We start from the raw sequence: 11,233 nt of genomic DNA on the forward strand, positions 1-11,233 counted from the left end.
AAATGTGTCGTTGGGCGTTGAGACATCAATAGTCATGCAGCTTATCCCGTCAGCGACGCGCAATCCAACGCTGTGGATTAATTGGTTCACCGCCGCGACGAACTTCAAAGTAGAGTGCCGCGCGGTTTTGCCCACCACTATCTCCTACGCGACCAATTTCATCGCCTCGGTTGACCTGCTGGCCAGGCCTGACGCTGAACTGCTGCAGGTGGGCATGCAGCGTCATGATCTGGTCGCCATGGTCGATAATCAGCAAGTTACCAAACCCGCGCATCCAGTCAGCGAATACCACCCGGCCAGTGTGTACGGCAGTGACTGGGGTGCCTGCGCTGGCCTGAATCACAATGCCGTTATAGTGCACGCCGTCGCGATGGTGAAAATCGCTGCTGATTGAACCCTGTACCGGCCAAGGCAAATCACCTTGGGTGCTTACAATATGCGTAGTGGGCGTGGGTTCAGCAAGTTTTGCCATCTCCGCCTGGATATTGCGCAGCACCCGCTCGGCTTCTTCGCGGCTTTGATTGAGGTCGGCCAGCCGCTCTTCTTCGCTGCCGTAGCGGTCATCCAGGTTAGAAACAACGCCACGCCGTTCGGTAGTGCGCTGGGCAAGCAGCGCGCTTTGCTCTTCTAACTCGTCGGCCAACGTATCGAGGCGGGCCTGGCGCTCGCTCAGCTCTTGCTGGGTCTCAGCCAGGGCGGTGTCTAGCTTGGCGATAGCCTCTAAGCGACGATTGCGTGCTTCCGTTAGCCGGTTCATGTAGGCCTGCATACGGTCAAGCTCAGCAGGGTCACCCTGGTTAAGCAGCAGCTTGAGCTGTGGCGTTGGGCCAAGCCGATAAAGCGCTGAAAGCTGTTGGCCCAGGGCCGCATACTGATCGGTGCGCTCGCCCTCTAGCCGGTCGCGGTGCTGACGTAGCTGGGTCGTTTCATCGTTGAGCTGGCGGCGCTCCGCTTGCAGTGTGTCTAAGCGCTGATGCGTTTCGGCAAGCTCCGTTTCAACTTCCTGAAGCTCGCGCTCGGCGCTATCGCGAGCCTCGCCAGTGGCGCTGAGGCGTTGGGCGACGGACTCGATCTCCTGGCCAATCACATCCAACTGCTGACGCGCCGTGCTTTCATCCTGCTGAGCGAAACCTGCTGACGTGTAAACTAACGCCAGCAGGAGCGCCACTGTTAAATACCACCGCATGGGCACTACTTGTAATGAATCAGTGGTTTTCCGGTCATCGCCTCGGGCTGTTGCTGATCCATCATGGTCAGTAGCGTAGGGGCCAGGTCGCATAGTTTGCCCTCTTCAAGCGAGGCCGCGCGATCGCCAACGTAAATGAGCGGTACCACAAAGGTGGTGTGGGCAGTCTGCGGTGCGCCCGTTTCGGGGTGTACCATCTGTTCGGCATTGCCGTGATCGGCGGTAATCAAGCAGGCGCCGCCAGCGCGCTCAATCGCTTCGACCACGCGGCCCACGCAGGTGTCGACGGTTTCAATAGCTTTTACCGCCGCGTCAAAGTCACCGGTGTGGCCGACCATGTCACCGTTGGCGTAGTTGCAAACGATGAAATCGAAACTGCCGCCGTCAATGGCGTCTACCAGCTTGTCGGTAATCTCAAAGGCACTCATTTCAGGCTTTTCATCGTAAGTGCGCACATCACGGGGCGAGGGCACCAGGATGCGTTCTTCGCCCTTGTACTCAGCTTCATTACCACCTGAAAAGAAAAACGTCACGTGGGGGTACTTTTCGGTTTCGGCAATACGCAACTGTTTTAAGCCGCGCTTGGCGACGACTTCCCCCAAGGTGTCGTTAAGATCCGATGGGGGGAAGGCGGCAGGCGCAGGAATATCAGCGGCGTACTGGGTCATCATCACCAGCCCCTTGCCCGCAAGCTTAGGACATACACGCCGCTCGAAGCCCTTGAAATCCGGCTCGGCAAAGGCGCGAGTTAACTCACGGGCGCGGTCGGAGCGGAAGTTAAGGAAAATGGCGGCATCGCCATCCTGTAGCGTTACCGCATGCTCTTTGGTGCCGTCTTTCTGCGGTATGCTGCTCGCTGCTACAAATTCGTCAGTTTCACCGCGCTGGTAGGCGTCGCGTAGCGCGGTTTCGGCGCTGGTGGCGTAATGCTCCGCATGACCATCGGTCAGTAGGCGGTACGCTTGCTCAACACGTTCCCAGCGGTTGTCACGGTCCATGGCGTAAAAGCGACCAATAATTGAGGCTACAAAGCCGTTATCAGCGCCCACCAGTTCTGCCAAACGGGCATTGGCGCGCTCTATTGATGATAGAGCGCTTTGTGGAGGCATATCGCGGCCATCGAGAAAGGCGTGAATAAAAATACGCTGGGCACCGCGGCGTGCGGCCAGTTCGGCCATGGCAATAAAGTGCTCTTCATGGCTATGGACGCCGCCGGGGGAGAGCAGGCCAATCAAGTGTACCGGCTTACCGTTGGCGACAGCTGCGTCAATCGGCTGGGTAAGATTTTCATTAACGTCCAGGTCGCCGTCTTCAATCGCTTTGCTGATGCGGGTGAAGTCCTGATACACGATACGCCCGGCACCAATATTCATATGCCCGACTTCCGAGTTACCCATTTGGCCTTCGGGGAGCCCCACGTTAAGACCATCGGTATGAATGAAGGTGTGCGGGCAGGTTTCCCACAATTTATCTATCACCGGTTTATGGGCAGCGGCGACGGCATTATGGTCGCTGTCGGGGTTGTGGCCGTAGCCATCAAGAATAATCAGCGCCACTGGGCGCGGGGTACGCGAAGTATCCATAAAAACCTCGTTAAGATTGGCAAGCCGAACGACTCGAAAATTCGGGGTCGCGACGGACGCACGCTTGGGGCATCATAACGCAGGCAACTGCCAGGCGTCATGAGTTAGGAGCCTGCCCGGCTTAACACTGATCTACTGCGAATCCCGGTATTTTGGCCAACTTTTATCGATCAATTCCGTTAAATAGCGCGCTATTCGTCTCAATTGATCGATAAATTTGGCTCAAAATCCGTGCTTCTCGCGACGATCGGCTAAGCCGGACAGGCTCCTAGGCCTGCGCGGGAAGCTATCTGACGTGTATACTTGTCGCGTTTTGGCAGCGGTTAGGCCGCTTTTTTCTGCATTGACCAAGAGATTGTGTTCGCGATGATCGATCAGGTGTTCGAATTCGTACAGAACCACCCCCTGCTAGTCGGGGCATTTTTGCTGGTGCTAATCGCGTGGATCATTTATGAAACGCGTAGCGCCTCTACAAATGCACTGACCGCCTCGCAGGCCACTCAGCTTATTAACCGCGAAGACGCGGTGGTGCTGGACATACGTGAAAGCAAAGACTTCAAAGCCGGGCATATCGCGGGGGCGCGCAACATTCCGCAAAGCAACCTCGATAGCCGCATGAGCGAACTGGAAAAAGTAAAAGCCCAGCCGATCATCGTGGTATGCAAGCACGGTCAGAGTTCTGGTGCCGCACAGGCCAAACTCACCAAAGCAGGCTTTGAGCGCGCTTATAAGTTAAGAGGCGGTATGGCGCAGTGGCAAGGCGATGGCCTTCCGGTGGTTAAGAAGTAAGCGACGTTATTTTTATTTAATGAACAATCAGGAGTTTTATCATGGCGGAAGATAACAATACCCCACAGGCCGGTGCCGCAACGGATGAAAAGCCGCAGCTGAAGTTTTCGCTGCAGCGCATTTATGTAAAAGATATTTCGTTTGAAGCGCCGAATTCCCCGTCGGTATTTAAGCAGGCGTTCAAACCCAAGGTGAACCTGGATCTGAATACCACCAGCACCAAGATTGCTGACGACCAGTACGAAGTCGTTGTCAAAGTGACCGCTCAGGTGAACGATAACGAAACGGGCACAACGTCTTTCCTGGCCGAAGTTGAACAGGCCGGCCTGTTCCGCATTGCCGGTATCGAAGGCGCACAGCTGGAACAAACCCTGGGTGCATTCTGCCCTAACCTGCTGTTCCCCTATGCGCGTGAATGCGTGGATAACCTGGTCAACCGCGGTGGTTTTCCGCCACTGATGCTGGCACCGGTTAACTTTGAAGCAATGTACGCTCAGCGTAAGCAGCGCGAAGCCAAACAAGCCGAAGAGAACACCCACTAAGCGATGTCAAACGCCATGTCAGCAACCCACGCCGCTGATTGGTATGCCCAGCATGGCAAAATGCCACGCCTCTATGTGCCTGTTGATTTTGTGGCAGGTAAGGAGCTGGCACTGCCTGAAGGGCCTGCTCGTCATGTCACCCGTGTATTGCGTATGGGTGAAGGCACGCCGCTGGTGCTATTTGACGGCCAAGGTCTTGAGGCAGGGGTGCGCTTGGTAGACGTTAGCCGTAAACAGACGCTAGCGCGAGTCGAAGCGGTGTGGTTGGGCAGTGGTGAATCACCACTGTCCGTCCATTTAGGCCAAGCTATCTCTAAAGGCGACCGAATGGATTATGCCATTCAAAAAGCCGTTGAGTTGGGCGTGGCGGCCATTACGCCGCTCTACACCGAGCGTGGCGATGTGCGATTGAAAGGCGACCGTGAAGATAAAAAGCTGGCGCACTGGCAAGCGGTGGCTGCCAGCGCCTGCGAGCAGAGCGGTCGAGCGGTAGTTCCGCCAGTGCATCCACCCATGGCACTCCAAGCATGGCTTGCAGAGCGCCAGGAGCCGCTGCGCTTGATGCTGCATCTAGCGACCGGCAATGCGTTTGATCGCCAAGACCGACCGGCGTCGGTGGCACTGCTGATTGGCCCGGAAGGCGGTTTGAGCGAAAGCGATATCGCTGCCGCTCAAGTCGCTACCTTTACGCCGCTAACGCTCGGTCCCCGGGTGTTGCGAACAGAAACAGCACCCATAGTGGCGCTTTCCCTGCTACAACACTACTTTGGCGATTTGTAAGCACTTACTATCAGCAAAACTCTATCACACCGCCTTTTCCCTTCGCGCTTTTGTCCCTGAATTCTTTGTCGCTGATTCCTGCCCATTTCGATAGGCCTGTTGAAGCCCCTTAAGCACGATGGGCTTAAGCATCGGTAGTGTTTCTCCCGATAACCCACTGAGCACCGTTAAACGGAGTTGTCGGCCACGTGCGTAGCCCAGCCAGCAGGGCAGCCATATCGGTACGGGCGTGCTATCCAGCATCTGGATTCGCCAGTGGCGCGGGGTGGCTATGCGTTCCCATAGCCACAGTCGGTCCAGCGCTTTTGGCGTTGGCGGTGAACCGCTATCAATTTTAACGCCTGCACTGGGTTCTTCTTTTTGAGCGGGTAGTTCGGCCCCCACCAATAGTAGTGCGCGGCGCATTTCATGAGCAGAGAGTAACCACGCCCCTGGCTTGCCATCAGCCACTCCCAAGCCTGCGGCCCACAGGCGAACCCAGGCCGGTTCGCAAGCATTGGCCCCAAGACGCTGTAGCCGCTTTTGAGCCGCTGTCGTATCAATACGCCGGGCTAGCGTTAAGCACTCAACCATTCGCCCACCACTCATTCGCCCAACCCTGTAGCAGTGCTAACATGCCCAGCATGATGCAAAACCAAATAAATAAGCCGATACAGCGTCGGCGCGTCAGGCGGGCCTCTTTGCCAATCACCTGGGCGTTATCAGCTCTGGATGCCAGCACGGCCTGCATGTCTGGCGCAGCTTCTGCCATCATTACATCGCTCAACTGTTCTTGGCTGGGGGCTGGCGCTGTCAGGCTAACGAGATAGCCAACGCTCATCGACACCGCTACGCCGACCGTGTTGTTGTACAGCCAGGAGATATCGAGTAGCGCAGAGACTGCCCATACGGCAAACATGCCGGTAATGAGCCCAGCCATGGCGCCGCGAGCATTGGAACGGTGACTGAAAATAGCCAGCAAAAAGGTACCGAGCAGTGCCCCATAGAACCAGGAGCCAATCTGGTTGACCGCCTCGATCACGGGCCCTAGGTTACCTGCAAAAAAAGCAAACAGCGTGGCATAGAGCCCCCAGAAAATAGTGGCTAGCCGTGAGGCTTTTAAGTAATGGGCATCGCTGGCATTGGGTTTGAGATAGCGGCTGTAAAAATCCCGTACGGTCACCGCCGACAGCGAGTTGAGCGCCGAGTCGAGACTCGACATGGCCGCAGCAAACACCCCGGCAATCACCAGCCCGGCCATGCCTGAAGGAAACGCGTTGACGACATAGCGGGGCAACAGCTCATTGAGGTCATCAGGGGGCGTTAGCCCATGCTGCTGGTAATAGGTCGCCAAAATGACGCCAATAAATAGAAATAGCAGCATCTGTGGAATCAGTAGATAACCGCCAATCAGCAACGAGCGCTGGGCATCGAGCACCGAAGGGCTGGATAAGACACGCTGTATCTGGCTCTGATCGGTGCCGAAGTAAGCCACATGCAGGAAAAAACCACCGAATAGCCCTGCCCATAGCGAGTAGGTCACGCTGGGGTCGAAGGACAAATCAATGGCGTTGAACATGCCGCTGGCCGCACCAAAGCTGAACACATCACCCCAGCCGCCGGGAAGGCTGGTTACCAAAAAGAAGATGCTTAATAGTGCGCCAAACCAGAGCACGAACATTTGCAATACATCCGTCCAGATGACGGCGCTGATACCGCCCATGACGGTATAGCTGATGGCCAGTACTGCCATAATGATAATAGTAAGGTTGACGCTCCAGCCGGTTACCACTGCAAGCACTAACGCTGGCGCATAAAGCACCACGCCAGTGGCGAGGCCGCGGGCAGTAAGAAACAGCAGGGCGGTAAGGGTACGCGTGGCCGGGCCAAAGCGACGTTCCAGCAGTTCGTAGATGCTATAGATGCCCGCGCGGTGAAAAATAGGCACCAACACCAAAATCAACACGATCATGGCCAAAGGTACATTGATAAACGTCACCAAGCGTTCAAGGCCGCCCTCGAAGCCCCAGCCAGGTGCTCCGATAAAGGTGATGGCACTGGCTTGAGTCGCCATCACCGAAAGGCCAATCGCCCAGCCCGGTATTTTGCGGCCGCCTAAAAAGTAGTCCTCAGGATTGTGCTGATCTTTGCCAAAACGCGAACCAATCCAGGCAATAAGGCCGATATAGCCGATCAGCACTAACGTATCAAAAAGCGTGAACCCTTCCATGTTCGCTCCCCTACGCCTAATTTCGTCTAGTGTTTTGATAGTAGCAGGTTGTGAGGTGATTGCTTTTCAGGTGTCACAAGCGCTTTCGACCACTAAAAAATCGACAACTCGCTTTGCCCTGTGTGTGCCAGACACCATAATGTTGTTCTATATTCCTTGAAGGACGTTCCCCATGGTCCGTGAGTCACACTCATCCCCCCGATCCGCCAGCGATGCATCTGCCCAGTTGGGCGAAGTGGCGTATCTAACGGTCACGGCCGTCAATAACATTGGCGCATTTTTGCAGTGGGGGCAGCCAAAAGATGTGTTGCTGCCATTTAGCGAGCAACATTTTCGCCCTGATCCCGGCAAGCGCGTGCTGGTAATGCTGTATAGCGATGACCAAGGACGTCCAGTGGCCACGATGAAGCTGGATCGCTTTCTGGCGGATGACGCCTGGGCCCTGGAAAAAGGCGATGAGGTGGCCGTCGTGGTTGCTGAGCGTACCGATTTGGGGATGAAAGTAGTGGTCGATCACCGCTACTGGGGACTCATTTATCAAGATGACGTTACTCAACCGCTACGCCGCGGCCAATCAGTTAAGGGCTATGTGAAGCAGCGCCGTGACGACGGTCGCTTAAATATCTCGCTACTGCCGCCAGGCGCTGCCCGGCTCGATGTGGTCGGCGACAAGATCCTTCAGGCGCTGCGTGAAAGCGGCGGTTATTTGGCGCTGGGTGATAAAAGCCCCGCCCATGAAGTTAAAGCACGCTTAGGCGTGAGTAAAAGTGCCTATAAACAGGCCATTGGGCGGCTTTACAAGCAGCAGTTGATCACCCTCGAGCCTGACGCTATTCGCTTAGTGCCCGGCGCGCTGAGTGAGTAGTTAGCTGGGGCAGTTGGAGCCTAGCGGGCAGTGCGGCATACTGGGCCTCTATTGTTCATGTTTGGATAGTGCCCCCGATGAGCCAATCAAATCTGCATCTCGGCGTTGTGATGGATCCCATCAGCGACATCGCTTACAAGAAAGACACCACCATGGCCATGCTATGGGCCGCCCAGGAACGAGGCTATACCCTGCACTATATGGAGCAGGAAGATCTTTTCTTGAATGCGGGGCAAGCCTACGCGCGTATGCGGCCGTTAACGGTGCACCGTGATCCCAACCACTGGTACGATTTGGGCGAACCTTCTGCGCGCCCATTGGTTGAGCTGGACGTAGTGTTGATGCGTAAAGACCCGCCCGTCGATGCTGATTTTACTAACGCCGTACATCTTTTGGGCTTTGCCGAACGTGAAGGGGTGCTGGTGGTTAATCCCACGGCGGCGCTGCTGCAGTGTAATGAAAAGCTGTTTGCCCAGCAGTTCCCTCAGTGCTGTGCACCCACGATAGTCGCAAGCCGCGATGACGTTCTGCGCGCCTTCCACGCCGAGCACGGCGACGTGATCTTCAAACCACTGGATGGCATGGGCGGTACCGGCATTTTTCATATTGGCCCAGATGGTCGCAATATCGGCGCAGTGATTGAGCAGCTTACCTTTCGCGGCCAACGCCAAATCATGGCGCAGCGTTATCTTCCCGAAATTAAGGATGGCGATACGCGCATTCTCTTGGTCGATGGTGAACCCGTACCCTTTGGCCTGGCACGTATTCCGTCAGCGGGCGAAACCCGTGGCAACTTGGCTGCTGGTGGGCGGGGCGTCAGTCGTGAACTCACCGAACGTGACCATTGGCTTATTCAACAGGTGCAGCCAATGATTCGTGACAAGGGCTTAATGTTCGTTGGTCTCGATGTGATCGGTGACTATATTACTGAAATCAACGTCACCAGCCCCACCTGCGTACGTGAAATAGATGACCAGCGGGGAACGAATATCGCCGGCTTGCTGCTGGATGCCATTGAGCGCCGCTTAGCCTAAGCGCGGCTTCACTCTTATAATGACACTTATTACGTTATGCCTGTTGGAGTACCAACAGGCAGTGGGAGACGCATGCAAAGTTTGAAACATCACTTTTTAATGGCCATGCCACATTTAGAAGATCCTAATTTTGCCGGTAGTCTGATCTATCTTTGCGATCACGATAGCAACGGCTGCATGGGGGTGATTACTAACCGTCCGTTAGAGATCACCCTTGAAGCCCTGTTTGATCAACTGGAACTGGGTGGTGAGGCAAGCCCGCACCGCAATGCACCGGTCTATTACGGCGGGCCGATGCACAAAGATCGTGGCTTCATTCTGCATGTCGGCGATAGCCAGCAATGGGACTCGAGTATCCAGGTGGAAGATGGCATAGCCCTCACCACATCCTTAGATATTCTCCAGGCCTTTGCTGCCGGCGATGGCCCCGAGCACTTTTTAGTCTGCTTGGGTTGCGCAGGCTGGGAAGTGGGGCAGCTAGAAGAAGAGCTTAAAGAGAATAGTTGGTTAACGGTAGAAGCTCAGAGCAGCGTGCTATTCAACACGCCTCCCGTCGAGCGGTTAACGGCGGCGGCAGGTTTACTCGGTATCGACCTTAACCTAATGACCCGAGATGCGGGGCACGCTTAATGGCTGAGGCGGGGCAGCGCTTAATCCTGGCCTTTGACTACGGCACTCGGCGTATCGGTGTGGCGGTGGGCAACGAGCTGCTGCACAGCGCGCGGGAGCTCACGCCGCTGACGGCGCGAGATGGGATTCCAGATTGGAACGTCGTGTCACGGCTGCTTAAAGAATGGCAGCCCGATCTGTTAGTGGTGGGGCTGCCGCTGAATATGGATGGTAGTGAATCAGAGATGAGCACTCGCGCCCGCAAATTCGGCAATCGTCTGCATGGCCGCTACGGCAAGCCGTGTGAAATGGTCGATGAGCGTGGTACCACGCGGGAGGCGAAAATGATCGCCCGTGAGGCGGGGCATAAAGGCAACTATCGGCAAGATAGTGTCGATGGCATTGCGGCTATTCTTATTCTTGAAGGCTGGTTTGCCCACCAGGAAGGTTTGCCAGGTGGGCGTCTTTCACTGTAACGCCTATGAAGCCCTTCTTTTAGCGATCTAGCGTGCCTGTTTGAGTTGGCACGTACCAGCGCACCGGCCGTAACTCCTGCTCAATCAATTCGTCGACCTTTAGTAACGTTGCGAAAATTGCCATCCGCATGGGAATGCCGTTATCGGTTTGGCGGAAAATCGCCAGACGCGGGTCGCCGTTCAGGTCCACGTTTAAATCATTCGCACCGGGGCGGCTGTCCCTAGGCAACGGGTGCATCACTATCGTGCTTTGGCTGCAGCGGTGATCGAGAAAATCGCGATTGACCATAAAGTCGTCAGAGAGCCCCTGAAAACTCTCATTCATCTCGTCGGTAAAGCGCTCTTTCTGAATACGCGTTGTGTACACCACATCCAAATCTGCAAAGTCGTTGGCTAATGAGTCGCGCTGCTCAATGCGATGGCCGCGAGATGCCACTAGATCAATCAGTTTTGAGGGCATTTCAAGACCTGGCGGTGATACCAACGTAATGCGCAGCGGATCATAGAGTGATAAGAGCTTGATCAGTGAATGGACGGTGCGACCGTATTTCAAATCGCCGGTGAGTAAGATATGGGCACCGGTCAGCGATTTACCCAAGCGCTGAAACTCTTTATCAATCGTATAAAGGTCAAGCAGCGCTTGGCTGGGGTGTTCGCCAGGGCCGTCGCCGCCATTAATCACTGGTACGTTAGTAGCTGCAGCAAATTCAGCCACTGAACCCTGGTCGGGGTGGCGCATCACAATGGCGTCACAGTAGCCACTCATTACCCGGCTGGTGTCGTAGAGTGACTCGCCCTTCGCCATAGAGGAGAAGGTAAAGCCAGTGGTGTCGCATACGCTGCCGCCCAAACGGCAAAAAGCTGCATTAAAGCTGACCCGTGTTCGTGTACTGGCTTCAAAAAATAGATTGCCAAGCACCGCCCCTTCCAGCACGCGTGTCACTTGGCGCCGCTGGGCGATTGGCTCCATGCGCGCAGCAACACGCAGTAAATGATCAACGCTTTCACGATTTAATGAGTCGACAGTTAGCAGGTGGTGGCTCATGGCGGACCTCAGCAATGTGGTAGATGAGGCTAGTGTAACCGCCAAGGAGGGTGGCGCCGAAGGGGTTTAATCCACTAGGAGCGGCTAATCTGTAATTTTTCTACAAAAGCCCTTG

At 55.5% G+C, this 11,233-nt stretch carries 12 protein-coding genes; 7 read left to right on the plus strand and 5 right to left on the minus strand.

Features of this window, described 5'->3' with window-relative positions; translation table 11 throughout:
* Window positions 1–49: 49 nt before the first annotated feature.
* A complete protein-coding gene (locus Q3Y66_RS00150; protein ID WP_008959136.1) occupies window positions 50–1,186 on the minus strand; it encodes a murein hydrolase activator EnvC in 1,137 nt (378 codons plus the stop codon).
* A 5-nt stretch (window positions 1,187–1,191) separates the two neighbouring features.
* Window positions 1,192–2,769, minus strand: coding sequence for a 2,3-bisphosphoglycerate-independent phosphoglycerate mutase (gene gpmI / locus Q3Y66_RS00155; protein ID WP_008959137.1), 1,578 nt, complete (start codon window positions 2,767–2,769; stop codon window positions 1,192–1,194).
* Window positions 2,770–3,135: 366 nt separating this feature from the next.
* On the opposite strand from gpmI, the gene Q3Y66_RS00160 reads away from it, so the two are divergent.
* The 3 genes from Q3Y66_RS00160 to Q3Y66_RS00170 are packed head-to-tail and all read left to right on the plus strand — an operon-like array spanning window position 3,136 to window position 4,880.
* Window positions 3,136–3,558 (plus strand): rhodanese-like domain-containing protein, encoded by a 423-nt coding sequence (locus Q3Y66_RS00160; RefSeq protein ID WP_008959138.1) that lies wholly within the window; start codon window positions 3,136–3,138, stop codon window positions 3,556–3,558.
* A gap of 41 nt (window positions 3,559–3,599) precedes the next feature.
* Window positions 3,600–4,100: a protein-export chaperone SecB gene (gene secB / locus Q3Y66_RS00165; RefSeq protein WP_008959139.1), complete on the plus strand. Its 501-nt coding sequence runs from the start codon at window positions 3,600–3,602 to the stop codon at window positions 4,098–4,100.
* 15 nt (window positions 4,101–4,115) lie between these two features.
* Window positions 4,116–4,880: a 16S rRNA (uracil(1498)-N(3))-methyltransferase gene (locus Q3Y66_RS00170; protein WP_238528571.1), complete on the plus strand. Its 765-nt coding sequence runs from the start codon at window positions 4,116–4,118 to the stop codon at window positions 4,878–4,880.
* Between the two features lie 24 nt (window positions 4,881–4,904).
* Here the strand turns inward: Q3Y66_RS00170 and Q3Y66_RS00175 are convergent, their stop codons facing one another.
* A complete protein-coding gene (locus tag Q3Y66_RS00175; RefSeq protein ID WP_008959141.1) occupies window positions 4,905–5,453 on the minus strand; it encodes a hypothetical protein in 549 nt (182 codons plus the stop codon).
* Window positions 5,446–7,089 (minus strand): sodium:solute symporter, encoded by a 1,644-nt coding sequence (locus Q3Y66_RS00180; RefSeq protein ID WP_008959142.1) that lies wholly within the window; start codon window positions 7,087–7,089, stop codon window positions 5,446–5,448. The genes Q3Y66_RS00175 and Q3Y66_RS00180 overlap by 8 nt, the downstream gene beginning before the upstream one ends.
* A 172-nt stretch (window positions 7,090–7,261) precedes the next feature.
* On the opposite strand from Q3Y66_RS00180, the gene Q3Y66_RS00185 reads away from it, so the two are divergent.
* From Q3Y66_RS00185 to ruvX, 4 genes are all read left to right on the plus strand, one after another.
* On the plus strand, window positions 7,262–7,954 hold the full coding sequence (locus tag Q3Y66_RS00185; RefSeq protein ID WP_008959143.1) for a S1 RNA-binding domain-containing protein: 693 nt from the start codon (window positions 7,262–7,264) through the stop codon (window positions 7,952–7,954).
* A gap of 77 nt (window positions 7,955–8,031) precedes the next feature.
* Entirely contained in the window at window positions 8,032–8,988 is a 957-nt protein-coding gene (gshB, locus tag Q3Y66_RS00190; protein WP_008959144.1) for a glutathione synthase, read from the plus strand.
* A gap of 72 nt (window positions 8,989–9,060) precedes the next feature.
* On the plus strand, window positions 9,061–9,618 hold the full coding sequence (locus Q3Y66_RS00195) for a YqgE/AlgH family protein (RefSeq protein WP_008959145.1): 558 nt from the start codon (window positions 9,061–9,063) through the stop codon (window positions 9,616–9,618).
* On the plus strand, window positions 9,618–10,073 hold the full coding sequence (gene ruvX / locus Q3Y66_RS00200; RefSeq protein ID WP_008959146.1) for a Holliday junction resolvase RuvX: 456 nt from the start codon (window positions 9,618–9,620) through the stop codon (window positions 10,071–10,073). The genes Q3Y66_RS00195 and ruvX overlap by 1 nt, the downstream gene beginning before the upstream one ends.
* Window positions 10,074–10,092: 19 nt before the next feature.
* On the opposite strand, the gene Q3Y66_RS00205 is transcribed toward ruvX, so the two are convergent.
* Window positions 10,093–11,118, minus strand: coding sequence for an aspartate carbamoyltransferase (locus tag Q3Y66_RS00205; protein ID WP_008959147.1), 1,026 nt, complete (start codon window positions 11,116–11,118; stop codon window positions 10,093–10,095).
* Window positions 11,119–11,233 lie beyond the last annotated feature (115 nt).

Origin of the sequence: Halomonas sp. HAL1 (assembly GCF_030544485.1) — a bacterium.
In the GTDB taxonomy this organism is placed as follows: Bacteria; Pseudomonadota; Gammaproteobacteria; order Pseudomonadales; family Halomonadaceae; genus Vreelandella; species Vreelandella arctica.